The 23,736-nt window shown below is 66.4% G+C and carries 25 protein-coding genes; 22 read left to right on the forward strand and 3 right to left on the reverse strand.

Going from position 1 to position 23,736, the window contains the following annotated elements:
- A partial coding sequence (locus JMF82_RS22040; RefSeq protein ID WP_236585504.1) for a hypothetical protein occupies positions 1-233 on the reverse strand: 233 nt, incomplete at its 3' end.
- Between JMF82_RS22040 and ribBA the strand changes: the two genes are divergently transcribed.
- The 9 genes from ribBA (at position 217) to JMF82_RS15715 (ending at position 7,386) form a co-directional block, all read left to right on the forward strand.
- Complete coding sequence (gene ribBA, locus JMF82_RS15675; protein ID WP_236585505.1) at positions 217-1,308, forward strand: bifunctional 3,4-dihydroxy-2-butanone-4-phosphate synthase/GTP cyclohydrolase II; 1,092 nt, start codon at positions 217-219, stop codon at positions 1,306-1,308. The genes JMF82_RS22040 and ribBA overlap by 17 nt on opposite strands.
- Before the next feature lie 173 nt (positions 1,309-1,481).
- On the forward strand, positions 1,482-2,447 hold the full coding sequence (ldcA, locus tag JMF82_RS15680; RefSeq protein ID WP_201315492.1) for a muramoyltetrapeptide carboxypeptidase: 966 nt from the start codon (positions 1,482-1,484) through the stop codon (positions 2,445-2,447).
- Between the two features lie 47 nt (positions 2,448-2,494).
- Positions 2,495-2,956, forward strand: a complete 462-nt coding sequence (ribE, locus tag JMF82_RS15685) for a 6,7-dimethyl-8-ribityllumazine synthase (RefSeq protein ID WP_201315493.1) — start codon at positions 2,495-2,497, stop codon at positions 2,954-2,956.
- Positions 2,956-3,393 carry a transcription antitermination factor NusB gene (nusB, locus tag JMF82_RS15690; RefSeq protein ID WP_201315494.1) on the forward strand — a complete coding sequence of 146 codons (438 nt, stop codon included), beginning with the start codon at positions 2,956-2,958 and terminating at the stop codon, positions 3,391-3,393. Before ribE ends, nusB begins: the two co-directional genes overlap by 1 nt.
- 17 nt (positions 3,394-3,410) lie before the next feature.
- Positions 3,411-3,929 (forward strand): GNAT family N-acetyltransferase, encoded by a 519-nt coding sequence (locus JMF82_RS15695; protein WP_236585506.1) that lies wholly within the window; start codon positions 3,411-3,413, stop codon positions 3,927-3,929.
- Positions 3,930-3,966: 37 nt separating this feature from the next.
- On the forward strand, positions 3,967-4,944 hold the full coding sequence (gene thiL / locus JMF82_RS15700) for a thiamine-phosphate kinase (protein WP_201315496.1): 978 nt from the start codon (positions 3,967-3,969) through the stop codon (positions 4,942-4,944).
- Complete coding sequence (locus tag JMF82_RS15705; RefSeq protein WP_201315497.1) at positions 4,941-5,483, forward strand: phosphatidylglycerophosphatase A; 543 nt, start codon at positions 4,941-4,943, stop codon at positions 5,481-5,483. Before thiL ends, JMF82_RS15705 begins: the two co-directional genes overlap by 4 nt.
- 114 nt (positions 5,484-5,597) lie before the next feature.
- Entirely contained in the window at positions 5,598-6,752 is a 1,155-nt protein-coding gene (locus JMF82_RS15710) for an acyltransferase (protein ID WP_201315498.1), read from the forward strand.
- 64 nt (positions 6,753-6,816) lie between these two features.
- Positions 6,817-7,386, forward strand: coding sequence for a hypothetical protein (locus tag JMF82_RS15715; protein ID WP_201315499.1), 570 nt, complete (start codon positions 6,817-6,819; stop codon positions 7,384-7,386).
- Between the two features lie 48 nt (positions 7,387-7,434).
- Here the strand turns inward: JMF82_RS15715 and JMF82_RS15720 are convergent, their stop codons facing one another.
- Positions 7,435-7,677, reverse strand: coding sequence for a DUF6868 family protein (locus JMF82_RS15720; RefSeq protein WP_201315500.1), 243 nt, complete (start codon positions 7,675-7,677; stop codon positions 7,435-7,437).
- A gap of 32 nt (positions 7,678-7,709) precedes the next feature.
- Complete coding sequence (locus JMF82_RS15725) at positions 7,710-8,729, reverse strand: NAD(P)-dependent alcohol dehydrogenase (RefSeq protein WP_201315501.1); 1,020 nt, start codon at positions 8,727-8,729, stop codon at positions 7,710-7,712.
- 141 nt (positions 8,730-8,870) lie between these two features.
- Between JMF82_RS15725 and JMF82_RS15730 the strand changes: the two genes are divergently transcribed.
- The 13 genes from JMF82_RS15730 (at position 8,871) to JMF82_RS15790 (ending at position 23,732) form a co-directional block, all read left to right on the forward strand.
- A complete protein-coding gene (locus JMF82_RS15730; protein ID WP_201315502.1) occupies positions 8,871-9,839 on the forward strand; it encodes an aldo/keto reductase in 969 nt (322 codons plus the stop codon).
- Between the two features lie 193 nt (positions 9,840-10,032).
- A complete protein-coding gene (gene bla, locus JMF82_RS15735) occupies positions 10,033-10,920 on the forward strand; it encodes a subclass B3 metallo-beta-lactamase (RefSeq protein WP_201315503.1) in 888 nt (295 codons plus the stop codon).
- An 89-nt stretch (positions 10,921-11,009) separates the two neighbouring features.
- Positions 11,010-11,234, forward strand: coding sequence for a hemin uptake protein HemP (locus tag JMF82_RS15740; protein ID WP_201315504.1), 225 nt, complete (start codon positions 11,010-11,012; stop codon positions 11,232-11,234).
- A 136-nt stretch (positions 11,235-11,370) separates the two neighbouring features.
- Entirely contained in the window at positions 11,371-11,955 is a 585-nt protein-coding gene (locus JMF82_RS15745) for a hypothetical protein (protein WP_201315505.1), read from the forward strand.
- A 188-nt stretch (positions 11,956-12,143) separates the two neighbouring features.
- A complete protein-coding gene (locus tag JMF82_RS15750) occupies positions 12,144-13,415 on the forward strand; it encodes an efflux RND transporter periplasmic adaptor subunit (protein ID WP_201315506.1) in 1,272 nt (423 codons plus the stop codon).
- Positions 13,416-13,558: 143 nt separating this feature from the next.
- Entirely contained in the window at positions 13,559-14,281 is a 723-nt protein-coding gene (locus tag JMF82_RS15755) for an ABC transporter ATP-binding protein (protein WP_201315507.1), read from the forward strand.
- 57 nt (positions 14,282-14,338) lie between these two features.
- Positions 14,339-15,652, forward strand: a complete 1,314-nt coding sequence (locus JMF82_RS15760) for an ABC transporter permease (RefSeq protein WP_201315508.1) — start codon at positions 14,339-14,341, stop codon at positions 15,650-15,652.
- Between the two features lie 276 nt (positions 15,653-15,928).
- The gene (locus JMF82_RS15765; RefSeq protein WP_201315509.1) at positions 15,929-17,161 is read left to right on the forward strand and encodes an FtsX-like permease family protein; all 1,233 of its coding nucleotides are present in this window, start codon (positions 15,929-15,931) and stop codon (positions 17,159-17,161) included.
- Between the two features lie 75 nt (positions 17,162-17,236).
- Entirely contained in the window at positions 17,237-18,550 is a 1,314-nt protein-coding gene (locus JMF82_RS15770; protein WP_201315521.1) for an ABC transporter permease, read from the forward strand.
- A gap of 9 nt (positions 18,551-18,559) precedes the next feature.
- The gene (locus JMF82_RS15775) at positions 18,560-19,795 is read left to right on the forward strand and encodes an ABC transporter permease (RefSeq protein WP_201315510.1); all 1,236 of its coding nucleotides are present in this window, start codon (positions 18,560-18,562) and stop codon (positions 19,793-19,795) included.
- 33 nt (positions 19,796-19,828) lie between these two features.
- Positions 19,829-21,133, forward strand: a complete 1,305-nt coding sequence (locus tag JMF82_RS15780) for an ABC transporter permease (protein WP_201315511.1) — start codon at positions 19,829-19,831, stop codon at positions 21,131-21,133.
- 10 nt (positions 21,134-21,143) lie between these two features.
- The gene (locus JMF82_RS15785) at positions 21,144-22,367 is read left to right on the forward strand and encodes an FtsX-like permease family protein (RefSeq protein ID WP_201315512.1); all 1,224 of its coding nucleotides are present in this window, start codon (positions 21,144-21,146) and stop codon (positions 22,365-22,367) included.
- A 42-nt stretch (positions 22,368-22,409) separates the two neighbouring features.
- A complete protein-coding gene (locus JMF82_RS15790; RefSeq protein WP_201315513.1) occupies positions 22,410-23,732 on the forward strand; it encodes an ABC transporter permease in 1,323 nt (440 codons plus the stop codon).
- The last annotated feature ends 4 nt before the right edge of the window (positions 23,733-23,736 follow it).

The following is a 23,736-nucleotide window of genomic DNA, read 5'->3' on the forward strand; positions in this document are numbered from 1 at the left end:
TCCAACACCATCCCCGAGATCCTCGAAGCCATCACGGGTTCACGGCCACGGCCTGACAAGACGTCATTCCGGCGCAGGCCGGAATCCAGCCGCGAAGTGTTCGAGGTCCCGGACGACCGCACTTTTTGGGCTGGACTTGCGGCGACACCCGGACCGTGACTCAACTGGATTCCGGCCTGCGCCGGAATGACGAGCCAAACAACATTGGAACTATCCATGAGCTTCAACACCATCCCCGAGATCCTCGAAGACATCCGCGCCGGCCGCATGGTCGTGATCCTCGACGACGAGGATCGCGAGAACGAAGGCGACCTCATCATGGCGGCGCAGATGGTGCGGCCGGAGGACATCAACTTCATGGTGCGCGAGGCGCGCGGCCTGGTCTGCCTCACGCTGACCGAACAGCGCACGCGCCAACTGGGCCTGCGCCCGATGGTGTCGGACAACACTTCGCCGTATCACACCAACTTCACTGTCTCGATCGAGGCGGCCGAGGGCGTCACCACCGGCATCTCGGCGCATGACCGTGCACGCACCATCCAGGTCGCCGTGAAGTCGGATGCGAAGCCGGAGGATCTCTCGCAGCCGGGCCATATCTTCCCGCTCACCGCGCAGCCGGGTGGCGTGCTTACGCGAGCGGGCCACACCGAAGCGGGTTGCGATCTCGCGGCGCTGGCGGGCCTGGAGCCGTCGGCGGTGCTGATCGAGATCCTGCACGAGGACGGCTCGATGGCGCGCCGTCCCGAGCTGGAGGTGTTCGCGAAAAAGCATGGCCTGAAGATCGGCACCATCGCCGACCTGATCCGCTACCGCCTGGAAACCGAGAAGACGGTGCAGCGCGTGTACGAAGACGATGTCGATACCGAGTTCGGCCCGTTCCGCCTGGTGGCCTATCGCGATGCCATTCGCCACGGCCTGCACTTCGCGCTGCTGCGCGGCACGGTGCACGACGGCGACCCGGTGCTGACCCGCGTGCACGTGCGCAACACGCTGTCGGACGTGCTGCATCTGCAGCGCGACGACCTGGGCCTCACGGTGACCTCGGCCCTGCGACGCATCGCCGATGAAGGCCGTGGCGCACTGCTGGTGCTCTCCGGCGAGGACACGCCCGACGCGCTGCTGCGCCGCCTCAACCGCCAGCCCGACCTGAAGGCGCCGGAAGAAGCGCAGCAGCAGGAGTGGCGCCAGCTGGGCCTGGGCGCACAGGTACTCGCGGACCTCGGCATTCGCCAGCTGCGCGTGCTGGGCACGCCGCGCAAGATGGTGGGCCTGGGTGGCTTCGGGCTGGAAGTGGTCGAGTACGTTTAAGGCACCGAACCTCCCCTGTAGGAGCGCACCCAGTGCGCGACCGCAGGGCTTCGGCGTATCTCCGTAGGCTTTTCGCGCACTGGGTGCGCTCCTACAGGGGGCTTGCATACTCCCGCCACTTCCGCGCCATGCCATCACCGGCATACTCGGGCTTTCACCATCATCGGCCAGCCATGACCTCCACGACCATCCGCCTGATCGCCCCTTCCGGCTATCCGCATGACTACGACGCCATGGCCCGCGGCGTGGCTCGCCTGCGCGCGGCGGGCTGCACGGTCGACGGACTGGAGGTGCTCGATCGGACGGAGCACCGCTTTGCGGGCAGCGATGCGGAGCGCGTGGCCGATCTGAACCATCTGGCCATCCATCCCGCCTTGCCCGACATCGTGCTGGCCGTGCGTGGCGGCTATGGCGCGACGCGCCTGCTGGAACACATCCACTATGGCGCGCTGCGCGAGCGGCTGGCGGACTCGTCCACCCTCCTGGTCGGGCACAGCGACTTCACGGCCCTCCAGATGGCCCTCTACGTGAAGAGCGGCCTCACCACGTTCGGCGGGCCGATGCTGGGCCCCGACTTCGGTGCGCCGGAACTCAACGAGCTGATGTGGGAGCATTTCTGGCGTGCGGTTACCGAGCCGGAAGCCACGGCACGCTGGGAGACCACGAGCGACACCATGCTCGATGCCGAAGGCCCGCTCTGGGGCGGCAATCTCGCCATGTTGTGCAGCCTGATCGGCACGCCGTATTTTCCGCGCATCGACGACGGCATCCTGTTCGTGGAGGACGTGGGCGAGCCGCCGTTCCGCATCGAGCGCCTGCTGTACCAGCTGCATCTGGCCGGCGTGCTGGACCGGCAGCGGGCCCTGGTGTTCGGCCACTTCACCAACTGCAAGCCGCACGGCTACGACAACGGCTACGACACCGCCGCCGCGCTCGACCACATCGGCCGCGTGGCGCACATCCCGGTCGTGCGCGACCTGCCGTTCGGGCACGAGACCAACAAGTTCACCCTGCCGTTTGGCGTGCCCGCGCGGCTGCGCGTGGCGGACGGGCAGGCCAGCCTGACCTTTCGCGGCCATCCGCACTTGTCCGGGGCCGTTCCCCGGCCCGATCCGGCCAACCGACCCCAAAATCCGTAAAATAGCTGGCCCACATGGGCCGCCGAGCCCACAGGAAACCCCGATCCATGAAGACCATCGAAGGCGATTTCGCCACGCCCAAAGGCCGTTTTGCCATCGTCGCCGGCCGTTTCAACGGCTTCGTCGTCGAGCCGCTGGTGGCCGGCGCGCGTGACGTGCTGGTGCGCCATGGCGTGAAGGACGACGCGATCGAGCTGATCCGCGTGCCCGGCGCCTGGGAAATCGCGCTGGCCGCGAACAAGGTGGCCCATTCCGGCAAATACGCCGCGGTGATCGCGCTGGGCGCGGTGATCCGTGGCTCCACGCCGCATTTCGACTATGTGGCCGGCGAGTGCGCCAAGGGCCTGGCCCAGGCCGCCTACGGCTCCGGCGTGCCGGTGGCGTTCGGCGTGCTGACCACCGACACCATCGAGCAGGCCATTGAGCGCTCCGGCACCAAGGCCGGCAACAAGGGCGCGGACGCCGCGCTGGCCGCGCTCGAAATGGTCAACCTGTACGGGAAGCTGTGATGAGCCAAGGTATCGATCTGGCCGCACGTTCGCGCGCGCGTCGCCGTGCGCTGCAGGCCGTGTATGCGTGGCAGATCGGCGGCAGCCGCATGGACGCCGTGATCGAGCAGTTCCGCCACGAGCAGGACATGGAAGTGGCCGACCTCGAATACTTCGAGGACCTGCTGCACGGCGTGGAGCGCCACGTCGAAGCCATTGACGACAGCCTGAAGCCCTATGTGGACCGCGAAGTGGGCCAGATCGACCCGATCGAGCGCGCCGCGCTGCGCCTGGCCGCCTACGAGCTGAAGTACCGCCCGGACGTGCCGTACCGCGTGATCATCAACGAGGCCATCGAGGTCACCAAGCGCTTCGGCGCCGATCATGGCCACAGCTACGTCAACGGCGTGCTGGACAAGCTCGCCAGTTCGCTGCGCTCCACGGAAAAGCGCGGCTGATGGGCGGCGCGGAGCGGTTGTCTTCCGTTCCCGTCCTCGAGACCGAGCGCCTGCGTCTGCGGGCCCATCGCGCCGGGGACCACGCCGAATGCACGGCCATCTGGTCCGATCCCGAGGTGGTCCGCCATATCGGTGGACGTGCCTTCACGGCCGAGGAAGTGTGGAAGCGCCTGCTGCAATACGTGGGCCTGTGGAGCCTGCTCGGGTACGGCTATTGGGCCGTGGAAGAGAAGGCCACCGGCCGTTACATCGGCGACATCGGTTTCGCCGATTTCAAGCGCGACCTGCAACCGTCGCTGGAAGGCATGCTGGAATTCGGCTGGGTGCTGGCGCCTCATGCGCACGGCAAGGGCTATGCGAGCGAGGCCGTGGCCGCCGCGATCGCCTGGGCCGAACAGCATCGACCGAACCTGCGCGCGGTCTGCATCATCGACCCCGCCAACGAGCCGTCGATCCGTGTCGCCGAGAAGGCCGGCTTCAAGCGCTGGCAGGAATCGACCTATCACGGCGGCCCCACCATCGTGTTCAGCCGGTAGCATGGGCGCGACCCTCTAGCCGCCCGGGGCCGCTTCCATGGAATTTCGCCTGATCGACCGCATCCGCGAGCGCACCGCGCAAGGCCGCGAAGACGTGCGCCTGGGCATAGGAGACGACGCCGCGCTGGTGGCGCCGCCGGCCGGTCAGGAGCTGGCCATCGCCATCGACACCATGGTCGAGGGCGTGCACTTTCCCCAGGGCACCGGGCCGGCCGATATCGGCTGGAAGTCGCTGGCGGTGAACCTGTCCGACCTCGCCGCGATGGGTGCCACCCCGGCCTGGGCCTTGCTCGCGCTCATGCTGCCGCGGCAGCCGGTGGAACAGGTGCAAGCGTTCATCGACGGCTATGCCGAGGGTTTTGCGCAGCTTGCGCAGACGTACCGGCTGGCCTTGATCGGCGGCGACACCACGCGCGGTACGTTGACCGTGAGCGTGGCGGTGCATGGCTTCGTGCCGCCCGGCCAGGCGCTCACGCGAGCGGGCGCCCGTGCGGGCGATGTGGTGCTGGTGACCGGCACCCTGGGTGACGCGGCGGCCGGCCTGAGACTTTTGCAGGCGGGCGCGCGGGTGGCCGAGGGTGATGGTCGCGCGGCCTACCTGATCGAGCGCCTGCATCGCCCCACGCCGCAGGTGAAGGCGGGTCTCGCCCTGCGTGGCCGCGCCACCGCGTGCATCGATGTGTCCGACGGCCTGCTCGCCGACCTTGGGCATATCTGCGAGGGTAGTGCGCTCGGTGCGGAGATCGACGCTTCGCTGCTGCCGCGCTCGTCCATGCTGCTGGGTGCCTTCGACGAAACCATGACGCGCGACTTAGCACTCTCTGGCGGAGACGACTACGAGCTTTGCTTCACGGTACCGCCCTCGCTGGTCGCCGAAGTGCAGGGAGACCTGGCGCGCCTGGGCTGCGGGGCCACCCGCATCGGGCGCATGGTCGAGGGCACCGGCGTGCGTGTGCGCGACGAGCAAGGCCAATGGCTGGAAACCACGCATCGCGGCTGGGACCACTTCGCATGAGCGACCACGAAAACGTCAACGAAAACGAGGCCAGCTTCGACAAGAAGACGCTGACACCGGACCAACGCCGCCTGCTGCTGGCCACGCCGGCGGGCTGGCTCGCCTGCGGATTCGGGTCCGGCCTCGCGCCTTTCGCGCAGGGCACCGCAGGCTCGCTGGCGGCGATCATCCCGTGGCTGCTGTTGCGCAGCCTGCCGCTGCAGCTCTACGTGTTCGCCATCGTCGTCGCGTTCGTGGCGGGTCTGTGGGCGTGCGGCATCGCCGGGCGCATGCTGGGCGTGGACGACCACCGCAGCATCGTGTGGGACGAGTTCGTCGGCATGTGGATCGCGCTCATTCCCACGGTGATGCCGGCGTTCTGGGCATCGTGGTCGAGCGTGGTGATCGGCTTCCTGCTTTTCCGCCTGTTCGATGTATGGAAGCCCTGGCCGATCCGCCTGCTGGACCAGCGCCTCAAGGGCGGCGTCGGGGTGATGATGGACGACGTCGTCGCCGGCGTGTTCGCCGCCATCGTGCTGGCGTTCCTGCTGCGCTTCTAGGCGTTTGGCCGCGAAAGCCTCTTTTTCGCCATAACCGGTCGGTAGTCTCGCCTCGTGCCGCGCGGTGACGCGTCCGGCTGCGCCATCACGGATGACAAGGACGAGGGGAAGCCGATGAACCGTTTGCCGGGCCTGGACCTGCTGCGCGCGATCGCGATCGCGTGGGTCATGATCTTCCACTCCTACATCATCGGCGGCTGGGGGCACTATGGCGGCGTCGAGAAGATCGGCTGGATGGGCGTTGACCTGTTCTTCGTGCTCAGCGGTTTCCTGATCGGTTCGCAGGTGCTCAAGCCGCTCTCGGAAGGCCGTGCGCTTTCCTTCACCGATTTCTACCTGCGGCGCGCCTTTCGCATCCTGCCTGTCTACCTGCTGGTGGTGGCCGTCTATTTCATTTGGCCGTCCATGCGGGAATACCCCGGCATCCAGCCGTTGTGGCAGTTCCTCACCTTTACGGTGAACCTGCTGATCGACGCAGGGCACAACCTGGCGTTTTCCCACGTGTGGTCGCTGTGCGTGGAAGAACACTTCTACCTGCTGTTTCCGCTGCTGGCATGGTGGCTGGCGCGCCGGCCGTCGGTGTGGACATTCGCCGCGGTATGCATGGCGGTGGTGGTTTTGGGCATGTTCCTGCGTGGTTACATCTGGATCCATTTCATGGCGCCCGTGAAAGGCGTTGACCAAAATTCCTATGGCAACGCCTTTCTCGAAGGCATCTACTACCCCACGTGGTCGCGCCTGGATGGCCTGCTGGCCGGGGTGGCGCTGGCCGTGCTGCGCATCTACCGGCCGGCGTGGTGGGCACGGTGGGGGCAGCGCGCCAACGTGGTGCTGGCGGCGGGAATGGCCGTGGTGGGCCTGGCGATCGGGTTGTTCCAGGACCGCACCGGCGTGGCGGCAACGGTGTTCGGTTACCCGCTGCTGTCGCTGGGCATGGGCCTGCTGGTGTGGGCGGGAGCCCTGGAAAACAGTCTCCTCGCGCGAGCCAGGGTGCCGGGGGCAGGATGGCTGGCCATGGTGTCCTACAGCTTGTACCTGTCACACAAGCTGGTGTTTCATGGGGTGGAAGCCGCCGCGGGGCATGGGCTGGACGGCCACGGGGTGGCGACTTTTGCGGGATACGCGCTGGCGGTGCTGGTGACGGGCGCACTGTTGCATTACGCGGTGGAGCGACCGTTCCTGCGGTGGCGTGGATATGTGGTGGGACGGCGTTCCCGCCGCTCCATCGCCAGTGAGGTGCCCGCGCAGGCAGGTGCAGACGCCGCCTGACACGGGCGGCAGGGGAAGGCCGGCTGCGGCCGGCATGGTGGGTTCGACAATCAGGGGGTGTGTCATGCGCAAGCTATTCAAGTTGGCATGTCTGGTCGCGCTTGCTTGGGGCGCGTCATTCACGGTGGCGGCGGCGACCGCGTCGGGGCCCTGCAGGCTGATCGATCCGTCGACGTGCTCGGACGCGAAGGAACTGGCGCGCGCCAACGGTTTCACGCAGGCGTTGAGCCATTTCACCGGTGACGTGAAGGCCAGCTACTTCAGTACCAATCGCACGGTGAGCGCGCAGGCCTTGTCGGCGTTCGGCAACACCGCCGACCACGTCGTCGTGCTGGGCGACAACCGCTATCTTTTCGCGGCCTGTCCTTCGCGCGAATGCGACGGCAGCGCCGTGGCCATCGTGGTCAACGAGTACGGCCAGATCGAGGGCCTGGGCTTTTCCAGCTTCCACTGCGAGACCGGCTGCGAAGACTATCGGCATGTGGACATCTACATGCGCAAGGACAGCCAGGACGACACCGTGGTCGCCGCGCTGAAAACCTGGGCCACCAGCGACAAGTTGCGGCAGGCCGTCACGCGGCGCGATGCCGACGAAGGCATCGACAAGCGCATGGACGTCCATTTGCTGCCCTGATGGACGTCGCCGGGGGGCGGGTGCCTCGCCGGCGATGCCTGCGGGGCCTCAGCCGGCCATGCGCAGCGCGGCGTAGGGCAGGATGAACAGCAGCCAGGTCGCGACCTTGTACGCGGCCATGCCCCCGTAGTGGATGCCGTCGAAGGTTTCTTCGGACAACTGGAACCAGCGGCTGTGCATGGCGTACATGCGGTCGTGCATGACGCGGAACAGCGCGAACCACACGCTGACGAACAGCAGGTTGAGGATCGCCGACCAGCCAAGCACGGCGCGCAGCCATTCGATGCTCATGACGCTGTCTCCCCGGGACGGTGCGCCGGAGCTTAGCTTGCCTTCGCCTCCAGCACGATGCGGTAGCGCGCCTTGCCTTCGGCAAGATGCCCGAGTGCCTCGTTGACCCGGTCCATCGGGAACATTTCCACCTGCGGGCGGATGTCGTGGCGGGTGGCGAAATCCAGCAGCGTGGCGATGTCGATCGGCGAGCCGGTGGGCGAGCTGGACACCTCGCGTTCGCCCATCATCAGCGTGAACACCGGAACGGGGATCGGCTCGAGCACCGCGCCCACCACATGCATGCGGCCGAGCGGCGCCAGCGTGCCGAGCAGGGCGTTCCAGTCCAGTGGCACGTTGACCGTCACCAGCAGCAGGTCGAGCGAACCGGCGATGGCCTTGATGGCATCGGCGTCGCGGCTGGACACCACGTGATGGGCACCGAAGGACCGCGCCTCGTCGGCCTTGGACGGATTGGACGTGAACGCCGTGACCTCGCAGCCCCAGGCGCGTGCGAACTTCACCGCCATGTGGCCCAACCCGCCGATGCCGACCACGCCGACGCGCGCGTTGGGCGAGATGCGGTAGGCGAGGAACGGCTTGAGCACGGTGATGCCGCCGCACAGCAGCGGTCCGGCGCTGGCCAGGTGAATGCCCTCCGGCAAGGGGATCGCCCACGCCCAGTGCGAGCGCACCTTGTCCGCGAAGCCGCCCTGGTGGCCTCCGCCAATGGTGGCGATCGACTCCGGACACAGGTTCTGGTGGCCGGACAGGCATTGATGGCAATGCATGCAGCTGCTGGCGGTCCAGCCGATGCCGACCCGTTGCCCGACGGTCAGTCCCTTCGCGTACTCGCCCAGCGCGGTGACCCGGCCAATGACTTCATGTCCGGGCACGAAAGGAAAGCGCGCCATGCCCCATTCGTTGTTGATCATCGAAAGGTCGGAGTGGCAGATGCCGCAGTAGTCGACCGCCACCTCGACTTCTTCCGCTCCCAGCGGCCCCAGGTCGAACTGTTCGAGGACCAGCGGCTTGCCCGCCTCCCGTGCCGACCAACCGTGCATCTGCGACATGGCTTCGCTCCGACCGGGGAAATGGAAGATAACGGCCGAGGCTAAACCCCCGGCCGTTGGCACCATGTATAGACGGCGGCGATGGACGCGATGGGCGTGCTCTTGGCATGCTGCCCTATCCCCCTTCACCGGAGCGACCCCATGCAATATCGACGACTCGGAACATCCGGCCTGCAACTCTCCGCGTTGTCGTTCGGCGCGTGGGTCACGTTCGGCAGGCAGGTGGGGCGGTCGCTGGCGCGAGATCTGCTGGCGATGGCGCACGACCATGGCGTCAATTTCTTCGACAACGCCGAAACCTATAACCATGGCGTGGCCGAGACGCTGATGGGCGACGTATTGGCTGACCTGCGCTTCCCGCGCGACAGCTATTGCGTGTCAAGCAAGGTGTATTTCGGCGCCGTGGAAAACCCGCTGCCGACGCAGCGCGGCCTGTCGCGCAAGCACGTGGTCGAAGCCTGCCACCAGGCGTTGCAGCGCCTGCGCGTGGAGCACCTGGACCTGTACTTCTGCCACCGGCCCGATCCGGATACGCCGATCGCGGAAACCGTCGGTGCGATGGATACGCTCGTGCGCCAGGGCAAGGTGCTGTACTGGGGCACCAGCGAGTGGCCGGCGGAGGCCATCGTCGAAGCGCACCGCATCGCGCGGGAGAACCACCTGTCCGCGCCGGCCATGGAGCAGCCGCAGTACAACCTGCTGCACCGCGAACGCGTGGAGCAGGAATACGCCCCCCTGTACGACGCCTACGGCATGGGCACCACGATCTGGTCCCCGCTGGCCTCGGGCCTGCTCACCGGCAAATACAACGACGGCGTGCCGTCCGACACGCGCCTGGCACAACCGGGCTACGAGTGGCTGCGCGAGGCGATCCTGGAGCAGGGCGGCGGTCGCATCGAGAAAGTGCGGCGCCTCGCGCCCATCGCGTCCGACCTCGGCGTGTCGATGGCGCAGCTCGCCGTCGCGTGGTGCCTGGTGAACCCGCACGTCTCCACGGTGATGCTGGGCGCGAGCAAGCTGGAACAGCTCAAGCACAACCTGGACGCGCTGGAGGTGTTGCCGAGGCTGGATGCGGATGTGCTGAAGCGAATCGAGCAGGCGTTGGCCTGACCCCGCGGGGGCTTTTTGTAGGAGCGCACCCAGTGCGCGATAAGCCGACGGAGCGGTGATGCCATGCTTCTGCGGTCGCGCGCTGGGTGCGCTCCCACATTGCCTTTGCCGCGCCCTTGAATTGCCATGTGATGCCCTGCGAGCGCCGGTTCACCCCGGCAGTCTGTGCAGACGCCTCAAGGAAACCCAACGCATGAAGCCCTCACTCCGCACCGCCCTGGTCGCCGCGCTCACGCTCTCGGCCATGTCCACCGCGTTCGCCGAAACGCCCGAATGGAGCCAGCCGCAGAAACCCTTCCGCATCTACGGCAACACCTATTACGTGGGGACGCGGGGCCTGACGTCGATCCTCATCGCGTCGCAGCAAGGCCTCGTGCTGATCGATGGCACGCTGCCGCAGAACACCCGGCAGATCGAAGCGAACATCCGGGCGCTGGGTTTTCGCATCACCGACGTGAAGGTGATCCTCAACACGCACGCGCATTTCGACCATGCCGGCGCCATCGCCGAACTTGCCCGTGACAGCGGCGCGCGCGTGGAAGCGAGCAGCGCGGGCGCCAAGGCGCTGATGCTCGGCGGCAAGGATCCGGCCGACCCGCAGTACGGCGAGGCATCTCCCTTCGCCCCGGTCGCCAACGTCGCCAGCGTGGCCGACAACGGCGTGGTGCAGGTGGGCGACGTGGCCATCACGGCGCACTACACGCCGGGCCATACGCCAGGCGCCACGACCTGGACCTGGCGGTCGTGCGAGGCCGGGCGCTGCATGAACATGGTGTTCGCCGACAGCCTCGGTGCGTTCGCCGCGGATGGCTACCGCTTCAGCGACCCGGCGCACCCGGAGCGCCTGGAAGCCTATCGACGCAGCATCGCGACGATCGCTTCGCTGCCCTGCGACATCCTGCTGTCGCCGCATCCGGACCAGAGCGACCTGCTCGAGCGGGTGGCCAAGCGCGATGCCGGCGTCAAGCCCGATCCGGTGGTCGATGGCAACGCCTGCCGTGTATATGCCGAAGAAGGACGGGCCAAGCTGGAAGCCCGGCTGGCCAAGGAAAGGGCGGCGGGCGGCAAGGGCGGCCGCTGAACAGGACGTCGCACCGGCGCATCCATGGGTTGACAGTCAAATGAGAATTATTATCATCTGGCTGTCACCTCTGAGCATGGAGCCTCACCATGACGACCAGTGTCCTGTCCTTGCCGCACGGCGCCGATGCGCCGGCGCGCCCGTTTCGTCTGCTCAGCCTCAAGACGCCGGCCCCGGCGGCGGATGCCTCTCCCACGCGCCGCGTCTCCAGCCAGGCGTTGCTCAAGGGCGACCGCGAGCTGGTGATCCAGCACCAAGGCAATGAGTACCACCTGCGCCTCACGCGCAACGACAAGCTGATCCTCACCAAATAAGCGGGTCTCCCCAGGACAGCCGCGAGGGCACGATGGCCCTTCTTCCCGTTCCGGCACGGTGCCGGACGCCACAGGCCTATCGCCACGCCGTTCCCGCGGAACGCCAGCCGGGTCGCCTCCCCTCAGGAGATTCACGATGTTCGGTTGGCTCTCGCATGCCTTCGCCTCCCTGTGCCCTTCCTGCGACGCGGCGAACGGGTCCATCAGCCGCTGCGTGGTGCCGATGGATGGCACCGAACTAGCGGGGCGCCTGCCGATGCTGGGCAGCGTGCTGTACCTGCCGGCCCGCTGCGTGGCGCAGGCGCCTTGGCCGTTGCCCGTGGGCTGGCTGGCCGCACGCTGCGAGCTCGCACCGCTGTTGCGCAGCGAAGCGCTCATCGTGTCGAGCATGATCGGGGCGGACGGCCCGCGCGAATGGATCGACTGCGTGGACGCCGAGGGGAGGTTCTGCGCACGCGTGCACCTGCTGCCCGACACCGACTACCTCGCCTGGGATGCCTTGCTGGCGGGAGGCGAGCCGTTGCCGGCCATGCCGCTGCGTCCGGACCGGATGGCCTGCCGCGCGGCGAGCGCGGAACTGGTGTGCTTCCGCACGCGCCGTCTCGGCCAGCTGGACCTGCTGGAAACGCTGCCCCTGGGCCATCTGTCGACGCTGGGCCGGCACATCGCCCGCGAGGCCGCGCGTACGGCGGCGGTGGAGCTGGAGTCCGCGCACGGTTGAGCATGGCGCCCTGATCGTCCGCGGACGCTTGTCCGTCTGTCCGAGCCGGTGTCCGCGGACAACTGTCCGCATCGGGTCGGCCTTTCTAACAAATTGAAAGTAAACGACTAAATCATCGATTCCCGGTTGGCATGCCACTTGCTGACAGGGAACCAGGGGCCGCATTGTCCGCGGCCAGGGACCTATCGATGATTCGTGACACCTCCGCGCAAGACCGGCTGGTCGAAGTCAAACCCAATCGCAAGCGCCGCGTGATCCTGATCGGCACCGGCGTCGCCGTGCTCGCGCTGCTGGCGATCTTCGGCCCGCGCATCGGCCGCCTGTTCTCCGCCGACGCTTCCGTCAGCGCCTCCCGCCTGGCCTTCGCCACCGTGACGCGCGGCCCGTTCGTGCGCGATATCGCCGCCGAAGGCAAGGTGGTCGCCGCGGTGAGCCCGACGATGTACGCGACCTACGGCGGCGCGGTCACCTTGAAGGTGCATGCCGGCGATGCGGTGAAGAAGGGCCAGGTGCTTGCCGTGATCGACAGCCCCGAGCTCACCAACAAGCTCGCGCAGGAAGAGAGCGCGGCCGATGCCATGCAGGTGGACTACCTGCGCGCGCAGATCGATGCGCGCAAGACCCGCGGTGAATTGCAGAAGGCCTATGACAGCGCCCAGATCGACGAACAGGGCGCCCAGCGCGACCTGACGCGTTACCAGAAGGCCTTCGCCCAGGGCGCCGTGCCGAGCATGAATGTCGACAAGGCCAAGGATGAGCTGGAGAAGTCGCGCATCACGCTCGCGCATGCCAAGACCGATCTCTCCACCAATACCGACAGCCTCAACTTCGACATCCAGTCCAAAAAGCTCGCGCATGAGCGCCAGCTGCTGCTGGTGAAGGACCTGCAGCGCCAGGTCGACGACCTCAACGTGAAGTCGCCGGTCGATGGCCAGGTCGGCCAGCTGTTCATCGCCGAGCGCGCTACCGTCGCCAAGGACGCGCAGCTGCTCAGCGTGATCGACCTCACCGCGCTCGAGGTGGAAATGAAGGTGCCGGAAAGCTTTGCGCGTGACCTCGGCATCGGCATGGCCGGCGAGATCAGCGGCAACGGCAGCGTGTGGAAGGGCCTGGTCAGCGCCATCTCGCCGGAAGTCGTGAACGGCGAAGTCGCCGCCCGCCTGCGCTTCGACGGCACCACGCCCAAGCAGCTGCGCCAGAACCAGCGCCTGTCCGTGCGCATCCTGCTCGACAAGCGCGACAACGTGCTCACCGTGCAGCGTGGCTCGTTCGTCGACGAATCCGGCGGCAGCTACGCCTACATCGTGCGCGACGGCGTCGCCGAAAAGCATCCGATCCGCGTCGGCACCAGCAGCATCGACAAGGTCGAGATCCTCGATGGCCTGAAGGAAGGCGACAACATCGTGATCTCCGGTACCGACAGCTTCAAGGGCGCCCAGCGCGTCGCCATCAGCAACTGACGTGTTTCTCCTTCTCCCGCCGGGAGAAGGTGCCCGAAGGGCGGATGAGGGTGCGGACCCGCGAACAGCGGCAAACCGGGCCCTCGCCGCAACCCCGCTCGATGTGGGCGGGGCTCAAAGATGCCACCACTGAGGAAGAACCCATGCTCAAGATGACCCACCTGTCCAAGGTCTACCGCACCGAAGTGGTGGAGACCTACGCGCTGCGCGATTTCAACATCAACGTGAACGAAGGCGAGTTCGTGGCCGTGACCGGTCCGTCCGGCTCGGGCAAGACCACCTTCCTCACGATTGCCGGCCTGCTCGAAACCTTCACCGGCGGCCAGTACCACCTCGACGGCGTGGAGGTGAGCAACCTCAACGACAACGAGCGTTCGAAGATCCGCAACGAGAAGATCGGCTTCATCTTCCAGGCGTTCAACCTGATTCCCGACCTCAACGTCTACGACAACGTCGAAGTGCCGCTGCGCTATCGCGGCATGAAGTCGCCCGAGCGCAAGGACCGCATCATGAATGCGCTCGAGCGCGTGGGCCTGGCGTCGCGCGCCAAGCATTACCCGGCCGAGCTCTCCGGCGGCCAGCAGCAGCGCGTCGCCATCGCCCGCGCACTGGCCGGCTCGCCGCGCCTGCTGCTGGCGGACGAACCGACCGGCAACCTGGACACGCAGATGGCACGCGGCGTGATGGAACTGCTCGAAGAGATCCATCGCGAAGGCGCCACCATCGTGATGGTGACGCACGATCCGGAGCTGGCCGCCCGCGCGCAGCGCAACGTGCACATCATCGACGGCCAGGTGGTCGATCTGGCGGAAGATCCGCGTTTCCACCACGCCGTGCATTCGGCGCGCGCCAACTCGCCGGCCTGAACCCAACGCCTGCCTCCCGCGCAAGCGGGGGGCGTTTTCGCCTCCCTAAGGACGACCATGTTCGCCTACTACCTCCAGCTTGGCCTGCGCAGCCTCCGGAAAAACCCGCTGTTGACTCTGCTTATGGTGCTGGCGATCGGTTGCGGCGTTGCCGCGTCGATGACCACCTATTCGGTGTTCCGCGCGACGTCCAACAACCCCATCCCGCAGAAGTCGTCGCAGCTCTACGTGCCGCAGATCGACAACTGGGGGCCCGACTCCTCCAAGGACAACAAGGGCGAGCCGCCGAACGCGATGACGTACACCGACGCCGTCAACCTGATGCGCGACAAGCGTGCGAAGCGCCAGACGGCCTTGTATCCGACAGCCGTGTCCATCGTGCCGGCCGATGCGTCGATGCTGCCGTTCCGCGAAACCAGCTACGGCTGGTACGCCGATGCGTTCGGCATGTTCGATATTCCCTTCCAGTACGGTCAGGGCTGGACGGCCGGCGAGGATGAATCCCACGCATCGGTCGCCGTCATCGGCAAGGCGCTCAACGAGAAGCTGTTCAACGGCGGCAACAGTGTCGGCAAGAACATCAACCTCAATGGCCGTGACTACCGCATCGTCGGCGTGGCCGACAAGTGGAACCCCGAGCCGGTGTTCTACGACGTCACCAATACCAACGGTTTCGACGACCCCATCCAGGTGTTCATCCCGTTCACGCGCGCCGTGGAATTGAAGACGCCGACCAGCGGCAACAACAACTGCAACCACGACCCGGGCAAGGGCTGGGACGAGTGGATCCGTTCCGAATGCGTCTGGCTGGGCTTCTGGGCCGAGCTGCCGACCAAGGCCGAGGCGGATGCGTATCGCCAATACCTCAACGGCTACTCCGCCGAACAGCAGCGCGCCGGCCGCTTCCGCTGGGCGCCCAACACGCGCCTGCGCAACGTCGTGGAATGGCTGGATTACCAGAAGGTGGTGCCACAGGAGGCGAAGGTCTCGCTGATGGTGTCGCTGGGCTTCCTGCTGATCTGCCTGGTGAACACGGTGGGCCTGCTGCTGGCCAAGTTCATGCGCCGCTCCTCGGAGATCGGCGTGCGCCGCGCACTGGGTGCGACGCGCAGGGAGATCTACATCCAGTTCCTGATCGAAGCGGCGGCCATCGGCCTGGCCGGCGGCGTGGTGGGCCTGCTGCTCACGGGCCTCGGCGTGATGGGGGTGTCGCTGGTGTTCGAACCGGACATCGCCAAGCTCGCCACGTTGGACGTGTCGCTGGTGCTGCTGACCGTTCTGGTCGCCATCCTGGCGACGGTGCTGGCGGCCTTCTATCCCACGTGGCGTGCTGCGCAGGTGCAGCCGGCGTGGCAGCTGAAGTCGAACTAGGAGAGCCTGTTTAATGTCTCCGCGTAGCTCGCGTTGGCCACCGATGGCTGCCAGGGAGCGGACTGTGTTGCCGCGCCTGACTGGTCGTCAGGCCAAGACGCGGGCCGCTCCCTGGCAGCCATCGGTGGCCAACCCTGCGGGCAGGGGCTGTTTGCCCGCCAGCCGGCGTCATCACTCAGTCATGTATCGACATACATTCCCTCATTCTTCCTTGGCTGGCGCGCAAACAGCTCCCTGCGCGAGCCACGCGGAGACATTGAATAGGCTCTAACGACCATGTTGCAGATCAAGCCCATTCTCGCCGCCCTCAAGCGCCACAAGGCCGGCACCGTCCTGATCGCCCTGCAGATCGCGCTGACGCTGGCGATCGTTTGCAATGCGCTCTTCATCATCAGCCAGCGCCTGGACCGCGTCCACCGGCCCACCGGCCTGGTGGAGAGCGATCTGATGGCGATCCAGAACCGCTTCGTCGGCACCGAGGAAAACAACGCCGCGCCGCTGATCAAGGCAGACCTCGCCGCGCTGCGCCAGCTCCCTGGCGTGCAGGACGTGGTGGCCGTCAACTCCTATCCGTTGCGCGGCGGCGGCTGGTCGACCGGCGTGCGCACCGACGTGGACGCCAAGGACTCCAAGGCGCATACCACGCAGTACTTTGGTGACGAACACACGCTGGCGACCATGGGTGTTCGCCTTGTCGAAGGGCGCAACTTCCGCTCTGACGAAATCGTGGAAGCCGATCCGCAGGCCATTCCCGATCCGGCCGCGATCATCGTGAGCAAGGCACTGGCCGACAAGATGTATCCCGACGGCCACGCGCTGGGCAAGACGCTCTACATCGGCGACTCCAAGAAGCCGAGCACCATCGTCGGCATCGTGGAGCGCCTGCAAGTGCCGTGGAATGGCACCTGGTCCGATTCGTTCTACGAAAACTCGCTGATCCAGCCGGTGCAGCTGACCAGTGCGTTCACCAACTACCTGATCCGTGCCAAGCCCGGCCAGCTGGGTGACGTGCTGAAGGCGGCGCCGGCGGCGCTGGTGAAGGTGAACCGCATGCGTGTGATTCCCAGCGATCGCGGTGTGCGCACCTTCGCCGAAGTGCGCGAGCACGCCTACAAGGGCGACCGCGGCATGGCGATCCTGATGGGCGTGGTGTGCCTGGTGCTGTTGGGCATCACTGCCGCGGGCATCGTCGGCCTCACCAGCTTCTGGGTCGGGCAGCGTCGCAAGCAGATCGGCGTGCGGCGCGCGCTGGGCGCCACCAAGCACGACATCCTCAGCTACTTCCTCACCGAGAACCTGCTGATCGGCGTGGCTGGGGTGGTGATCGGCGCGCTGCTGGCGATCGCCATGAACCTGTGGCTGGTGACGCAGTACGAGATGGCGCGTCTTTCCGTGCCTTATGTGCTGGTCGGCGTCGCCGCCCTGCTGTTGCTCGGCCAGGGCGCCACGCTGGCGCCGGCGATGCGCGCCTCGCGCGTGCCGCCGGTGGAGGCGACGCGCTCGGTCTAACGAGGCGTCGCCGGCAAGCCACGGAAGAATGTCATCGGCGGAGTCCGCAAGCGTAACGAGGTATCCATGAGCGGCATGTTTGTCCACAACCTGCGACTTGGCACGAACAGCCTGCGGCGCAATCCGCTGCTGACCGCGCTGATGATCATGTCGATCGGGTTTGGCGTGGCGGCGTCGATGGTGACGTACGCCGTGTTCCGGGCGGTCTCGGGCGATCCGATCCCGCAGAAGTCGGCGCAACTGTTCGCGCCGCAGATCGACAATCGCGGTCCGCAGTACAACCGCGAGGGCGAGCCGCCCGATGCGCTCAACTACACCGACGCCATGGCGCTGATGCGCGCGCACAAGGCAACGCGCCAGACGCTGCTGTTCCAGGTCGGGTTGTCGGTGACGCCGGACGATGCGCACCGCATGCCGTTCAAGGCCCTGGGTTATGCGACGTACGGTGACTTCTTCCCGATGTTCGACGTGCCGTTCCAGTACGGCGACGGCTGGGGCGCCGAGCAGGACCAAGGACGCGAGCCGGTGGTGGTGATCAGCCGTGCGCTCAACCAGAAACTGTTCGGCGGCGAGAACAGCGTGGGGCGCCGCCTCATGCTGGAGGATCGCCAGTACCGCATCGTCGGCGTCACCGAGAACTGGGATCCCAAGCCGCGCTTTTTCGACATGTTCAGCGGCAACGCGTATGCCGACCCGCCGCAGGTGTACATCCCGTTCACCTACGCGATCGACCAGCGCATCGACACCTACGGCAACAACAACTGCGGCAGCGACGGCAAGCGCGGCAACGACTTCGACAGCTGGCTGCGCGGCGAATGCGTGTGGATCAGCCCGTGGGTGGAGCTGAACACGGCCGACCAGGTGCAGGCGTTCCGCCAGTTCCTGGACGGCTATGCGGAAGAACAGCGCAAGGCCGGCCGCTTCAACTGGGCGCCGAATAACCGGTTGCGCGACGTGCATGCCTGGCTCGACCACGAGCATGCCGTGCCGCCGGAAAGCCGCATCTCGCTGTCGCTGGCGCTGGGCTTCCTGCTGATCTGCCTGGTCAACACGATCGGCCTGCTGTTGGCGAAATTCATGCGGAGGGCTCCTGAAATCGGCGTTCGCCGCGCGTTGGGCGCATCGCGTGCGGACATCTATCGACAGTTTCTCGCCGAGGCGGCCATGGTGGGGCTTGCCGGCGGCGTGCTCGGCCTGGTGCTGACCGGTGCAGGCATGTTCGGCGTCGGCCTCGTGTTCGAACCGCAGATCGCGCGGCTGGCGCACCTGGATATCTCGCTGGTGGCGCTGACGCTGTTGCTGGCGATCGCGGCCACCGTGCTGGCGGCCTTCTATCCCACGTGGCGCGCGGCGCAGGTCCAGCCCGCGTGGCAGCTGAAGTCGAACTGAGGCGAGGAGATGACCGTGCAGATCAAGCCGATTCTCTCCGCGTTGCGCCGCCACAAGGCGGGTACGTTCCTGATCGCGATGCAGATCGCGTTGACGCTGGCGATCGTGTGCAACGCGCTGTTCATCATCCAGCAGCGCCTCGCGCACCTGTCCGAGCCGACGGGCCTGGACGAGCCCAACATCTTCGTGGTGCAGAACGAGTGGGTGGGGCAGGCCACCGCCGAGCAGGTCGATGCGAAGATGCGCGAGGACATCAGCGTCCTGCGGGCCCTGCCGGGCGTGCAGGACGCCACGCCCAGCAATTCCTACCCACTGCGCGGCGGCGGCTGGGATGACGGCATCAAGCTCAAGCCCGAGCAATTGCAGGACACCTCGGGCGCAGCCATCTACTTCGGCGATGACCACTTCATCGATACGCTGGGCATCAAGCTGGTCGCGGGGCGCAATTTCCGCAGCGAGGAAATCACCTCGATGAACGTGCGCGACCGCCTCAGCCCGCCCGTGGTGATCGTGACCAAGGCGTTGGCCAACAAGCTGTTCCCCAGCGGTGATGCCGTCGGCAAGACGATCTACCTGGTGGGCGGACCGACCACCATCATCGGCGTGGTCGAACTGCTGCAGTCGCAGAGCGTGGATCGCTGGGCAGCCGGGTTTGCCTATCGCTCGGTGATCGTGCCCAAGCGCCTCGCCATCTCGCTGGGCGGCTGGTACATCGTGCGCGCGCGCCCCGGCCAGCTGGACGCCGCCATGCGAGCCGCGCCCAAGGCACTGTTCGAGCACAACCCGCGTCGCGTGATCAACGACGAGGATGGCATCCTGAGTTTCAGCCAGGTGCGTTCGCGCGCCTACGAGCGCGATCGGGGCATGGCCATCCTGATGGGCGTGATCTGCGTGGTGCTGCTCGCCATCACCGCCGCGGGCATCGTCGGCCTGACCAGTTTCTGGGTGGGCCAGCGCCGCAAGCAGATCGGCGTGCGGCGCGCGCTAGGCGCGACGCGGCAGGACATCCTGCATTACTTCATGACGGAGAACTTCCTGATCAGCTGCGGCGGCGTGGTGGTGGGCACCTTGCTCGCGGTAGCGATCAACCTGTGGCTGGTCACCCGCTTCGAGATGCACCGCTTGTCGCTGGTGTACGTGCTGGCCGGTGTGGTGATCCTGCTGTTGCTTGGACAGGGCGCGGTGCTGGCGCCGGCGATGCGTGCTTCGCGCGTGCCGCCGGTGGAAGCCACGCGGTCGGTGTGACCGCGCGGTAGACGAGGTAAAGAGGGGATATCTATGTTCAGCTATTACCTGGATCTCGCGCTGCGCAGCCTGCGCCGCAATCGGGTCCTGACCGCGCTGATGGTGCTGGCCATCGCGCTCGGCATCGGCGCCAGCATGACCACGCTGACGGTGCTGCACGTGCTGTCGGGTGATCCACTGCCGGGCAGCAGCGACACGCTGTTCTATCCGCAGATCGATCCGCGTGACATGGACGGCTATGAGCCGGGCAAGGAGCCGCCGCGACAGGTGACCTGGACGGATGGACAGAACCTGATGCGTGCCAAGCGCGGCGATCGACAGGCGCTGATGACGGGTGGCGCGGTGCCGGTGCAGCCTGCGCAATCGGGCATGGAGCCGTTTTATGGCGACGCGCGCTACACCACCGCCGACTTCTTCCCGATGTTCAAGGTGCCATTCCTCTATGGCCATGGCTGGAGCGCGTCGGACGACGAGAGCAAGGCGCGCGTGGTGGTGATCACGCGCACGCTCAACGACAAGCTGTTCGGCGGCAAGGACAGCACCGGCCAGACCTTGCGCATGAAGGATCTTGCCTTCCAGGTGATCGGCGTGCTCGACAGCTGGCGCCCGAATCCGCATTTCTACGATGTCTACATGGGCAACTACGCGGCGGCGGAAGATGTCTTCGTGCCCTTGTCCACCTCGCGCGACGCGCACTTCGACCACAACGGTTCCACCGATTGCTGGGGTACCGGTGGTGGCGACCAGGAGCATGCGGAAACCTCACCCTGCGTGTGGCTGCAGTTCTGGGTGCAGTTGGACAGCGCCGCCAAGGTCGCCTCGTACAAGGAGTTCCTGACGCATTACTCGCAGGAGCAGAAGAGCCTCGGTCGCTTCGAGCGTCCGCCGAACGTGCGCCTGCCCGACCTGATGGAATGGCTGGACATCAACAAGGTGGTGCCGGGTGACGTGCGCCTGCAGACCTGGCTGGCGTTCGGCTTCCTGCTGGTGTGCCTGGTCAACACGGTGGGCCTGATGCTGGCGAAGTTCCTGCGCCGCGCCGGCGAACTCGGCGTGCGTCGCGCCCTGGGTGCATCGAAGCGCGAAGTGTTTTCGCAGCTGCTGGTGGAGTCGGGCGTCATCGGCCTGGCGGGCGGTATCGGTGGCCTGGTGCTGGCCTTCACCGGTCTCTGGCTGGTGCGGTTGCAGCCGTCCAACTACGCGTCACTCGCTCATCTGGACGTGAAGATGCTGTTGATCACCTTCCTGCTGGCGATCGGTTCCACCTTGCTGGCAGGTTTGCTGCCGGCATGGCGTGCCTGCCAGATCACCCCCGCGCTGCAACTGAAGAGCCAGTGAGGACCTGACGATGGAAATCCTGCCCATTCTTTCCACGTTGCGCCGCCACAAGATCACCGCCTTCCTGGTGATCATCGAGATCGCGCTCACCTGCGCCATCGTGTGCAACGCAGTGTTCATCATCAACCAACGCCTGGACCGCATGAACATGCAGAGCGGGGTGGATGAACACAACCTCCTGCATATCGAGCTGGCGGACATCGGCGTCACCAAGGACGAGAAGGCGCGCACCGCCGAAGATCTCGCCGCGTTGCGCCAGATCCCCGGCGTCGCCCAGGTGGCCTCGCTGAACCAGGTGCCGTTCGGCAATTCCTCCTCCAACGCGGGCATCAAGCTCGATCCCAAGCAGAACCTGTCCACGCTCAATGCCACCATGTATTCCGGCGAGAACATCGGTCCGGGCTTGGGGCTCCAGGTGATTGCCGGCCGTGACCTGCAGCCCGACGATTTCATGGACTTCGATGTCGTGATGCGCGCAGTGCATGCGCGTGACACCAAGTCGATTCCCCATGTGATCATGATCACGCAGAACATGGCGCAGCGGCTGTGGCCGGGTCAGCAGGCGCTGGGCAAGCAGATCTATCTCTCCGACATCCCGCTCACCGTGGTCGGCGTGGTAAAGGAGCTGGTGCGGCCTTCCATTGGGGACGATGCCGCCAAGAGCTACAGCATGATCCTGCCCATGCGCGAGGCGCGGGGCGTGTACGTGATACGCACCGCCTCGCCGCAGGACCGCGACCGCGTGCTGGCCGCGGCGCTGGCCAAGCTCAAGGAAATCAACCCGCATCGCGTGGTGCTGAAGAAGCACACCTTCGACGACATGCGCCATGACTTCTTCCAGAACGACCGCGCCATGGCCGGCCTGCTGGTGGGCGTGTGCGTGGCGTTGCTGGTGGTGACCGCGCTGGGCATCGTCGGCCTGGGCAGCTTCTGGGTGGCGCAGCGGCGCCGGCAGATCGGCGTGCGCCGCGCGCTGGGGGCCACGCGCAGCAATATCCTGCGTTACTTTCAGACCGAGAACTTCCTGCTCGCCACCATCGGCATCGCGGTCGGCATGGTGTTGGCCTACGGCATCAACCTGCTGCTGATGGTGCACTACGAGCTGCCGCGACTGCCGGCGATCTATTTTCCGGTCGGTGCGCTGCTGCTGTGGGTGATCGGCCAGCTCGCGGTGCTTGGTCCGGCGATGCGGGCGGCCGCGGTGCCGCCGGTGGTGGCGACGCGGTCGGTGTGATCCGCCGGCTGCACGGAGTTGGAAAGACAAGGAGCGCAGTGGATGTTCGCCTATTACCTTGACCTGGCGTTTCGCAGCCTGCGTCGCAACACGATGCTCACGGCCCTGATGGTGCTGGCCATCGCCGTGGGCATCGGCGCGAGCATGACGACGCTGACGGTGACGCATCTGTTGTCCGGCGATCCCTTGCCGGGCCGCAGCCAGCACATCTTCTATCCGCAGGTGGATCCCGATCCGAAGCGTACGGATGACAAGGAGCCCTACGACAAGCTCGACTACCAGTCGGCGGTGGACCTGTGGAGCGCACACCGCGCGGATCGCCAGGCCATCGTGGTCGACAGCAGGCTGAAACTCAGCGATCCCGCCAGCGGCGCGCCGCCGGTCATGTCGATGATGCTGTCCACCACGTCGGATTTCTTCCCGATGTTCGACGTGCCGTTCCAATACGGTGGCGCGTGGAGCGCGCAGGACGACGTATCGCGCGCACGCGTCGCGGTGATCAGCGCCGACCTCAACCAGAAGCTGTTCGCTGGCGCCAACAGCGTGGGTCGCACGTTGCGCCTGCGAAACAGCGACGTGCGCATCGTCGGCGTGCTCAAGCCATGGCGCCCCTCGCCGCAGTTCTACATGGTCGCGGGCGGTCGCTTCGCCAACGGCGACACCTCCGATTACTACAGCAAGACCGAGGACGTCATCACGCCGTTCTTCACCGGGCTGGAGATCAACGACGGCAGCTTCTGGCAGTTCACCTGCTGGAGCCTGCCAGCCCGCACGGGTCACCTGCAGGATGCGCCCTGCGTGTGGCTTGGCCTGTGGGTGCAGCTCGACAACGCCGCCAAGGTCGCCGACTACCGCCGCTTCGTCGCCGACTATGCGGCGCAGCAGAAAGCGCTGGGCCGCTTCACGCATGCGGGCAACACGCGCATGCGCAGCCTGATGGAATGGCTGGATTTCAATGGCGTGGTGCCTTCGGACGTGCGCCTGCAGACCTGGCTGTCGTTCGCGTTCCTCACCATCTGCCTGTTCAACACCGTCGGCCTGCTGCTGGCGAAGTTCCTGCGGCGCAGTGGCGAGATCGGCGTGCGGCGCGCGCTGGGCGCGAGCCGTGCCGCGGTGTTCGCGCAATGCATGGTGGAGTCGGCGGTGATCGGGTTGATCGGCGGTCTGTTTGGCCTGCTGCTGACGCTGCTGGGCTTGTGGCTGGTGCGACAGCAGCCGGTGGCCTATGCGGACCTCGCGCGGCTGGACGTGCCGATGTTCCTGCTCACCTTCGTGCTTGCCGTGGGCACCAGCGTGCTGGCTGGCGTGCTTCCCGCGTTGCGCGCCTGCCGCGTGGCGCCGGCCTGGCAGTTGAAGACCCTGTGAGGAG

Origin of the sequence: Dyella sp. EPa41 (assembly GCF_016586165.1) — a bacterium.
Classification (GTDB): domain Bacteria; phylum Pseudomonadota; class Gammaproteobacteria; order Xanthomonadales; family Rhodanobacteraceae; genus Dyella.

What these genes read in the sequence shown, in the direction of transcription:
- JMF82_RS15755 (WP_201315507.1), top strand. Translation starts at nt 13,559, where the DNA reads ATGCTCAAGATGACCCACCTGTCCAAGGTCTACCGCACCGAAGTGGTG.
- JMF82_RS15705 (WP_201315497.1), top strand. Translation starts at nt 4,941, where the DNA reads ATGAGCGACCACGAAAACGTCAACGAAAACGAGGCCAGCTTCGACAAG.
- ldcA (WP_201315492.1), top strand. Translation starts at nt 1,482, where the DNA reads ATGACCTCCACGACCATCCGCCTGATCGCCCCTTCCGGCTATCCGCAT.
- ribE (WP_201315493.1), top strand. Translation starts at nt 2,495, where the DNA reads ATGAAGACCATCGAAGGCGATTTCGCCACGCCCAAAGGCCGTTTTGCC.
- JMF82_RS15760 (WP_201315508.1), top strand. Translation starts at nt 14,339, where the DNA reads ATGTTCGCCTACTACCTCCAGCTTGGCCTGCGCAGCCTCCGGAAAAAC.
- ribBA (WP_236585505.1), top strand. Translation starts at nt 217, where the DNA reads ATGAGCTTCAACACCATCCCCGAGATCCTCGAAGACATCCGCGCCGGC.
- thiL (WP_201315496.1), top strand. Translation starts at nt 3,967, where the DNA reads ATGGAATTTCGCCTGATCGACCGCATCCGCGAGCGCACCGCGCAAGGC.
- JMF82_RS15745 (WP_201315505.1), top strand. Translation starts at nt 11,371, where the DNA reads ATGTTCGGTTGGCTCTCGCATGCCTTCGCCTCCCTGTGCCCTTCCTGC.
- JMF82_RS15785 (WP_201315512.1), top strand. Translation starts at nt 21,144, where the DNA reads ATGGAAATCCTGCCCATTCTTTCCACGTTGCGCCGCCACAAGATCACC.
- JMF82_RS15730 (WP_201315502.1), top strand. Translation starts at nt 8,871, where the DNA reads ATGCAATATCGACGACTCGGAACATCCGGCCTGCAACTCTCCGCGTTG.
- JMF82_RS15765 (WP_201315509.1), top strand. Translation starts at nt 15,929, where the DNA reads ATGTTGCAGATCAAGCCCATTCTCGCCGCCCTCAAGCGCCACAAGGCC.
- JMF82_RS15780 (WP_201315511.1), top strand. Translation starts at nt 19,829, where the DNA reads ATGTTCAGCTATTACCTGGATCTCGCGCTGCGCAGCCTGCGCCGCAAT.
- nusB (WP_201315494.1), top strand. Translation starts at nt 2,956, where the DNA reads ATGAGCCAAGGTATCGATCTGGCCGCACGTTCGCGCGCGCGTCGCCGT.
- JMF82_RS15715 (WP_201315499.1), top strand. Translation starts at nt 6,817, where the DNA reads ATGCGCAAGCTATTCAAGTTGGCATGTCTGGTCGCGCTTGCTTGGGGC.
- JMF82_RS15750 (WP_201315506.1), top strand. Translation starts at nt 12,144, where the DNA reads ATGATTCGTGACACCTCCGCGCAAGACCGGCTGGTCGAAGTCAAACCC.
- JMF82_RS15790 (WP_201315513.1), top strand. Translation starts at nt 22,410, where the DNA reads ATGTTCGCCTATTACCTTGACCTGGCGTTTCGCAGCCTGCGTCGCAAC.
- JMF82_RS15740 (WP_201315504.1), top strand. Translation starts at nt 11,010, where the DNA reads ATGACGACCAGTGTCCTGTCCTTGCCGCACGGCGCCGATGCGCCGGCG.
- bla (WP_201315503.1), top strand. Translation starts at nt 10,033, where the DNA reads ATGAAGCCCTCACTCCGCACCGCCCTGGTCGCCGCGCTCACGCTCTCG.
- JMF82_RS15725 (WP_201315501.1), bottom strand. Translation starts at nt 8,729, where the DNA reads ATGTCGCAGATGCACGGTTGGTCGGCACGGGAGGCGGGCAAGCCGCTG.
- JMF82_RS15775 (WP_201315510.1), top strand. Translation starts at nt 18,560, where the DNA reads ATGACCGTGCAGATCAAGCCGATTCTCTCCGCGTTGCGCCGCCACAAG.
- JMF82_RS15770 (WP_201315521.1), top strand. Translation starts at nt 17,237, where the DNA reads ATGTTTGTCCACAACCTGCGACTTGGCACGAACAGCCTGCGGCGCAAT.
- JMF82_RS15720 (WP_201315500.1), bottom strand. Translation starts at nt 7,677, where the DNA reads ATGAGCATCGAATGGCTGCGCGCCGTGCTTGGCTGGTCGGCGATCCTC.
- JMF82_RS15710 (WP_201315498.1), top strand. Translation starts at nt 5,598, where the DNA reads ATGAACCGTTTGCCGGGCCTGGACCTGCTGCGCGCGATCGCGATCGCG.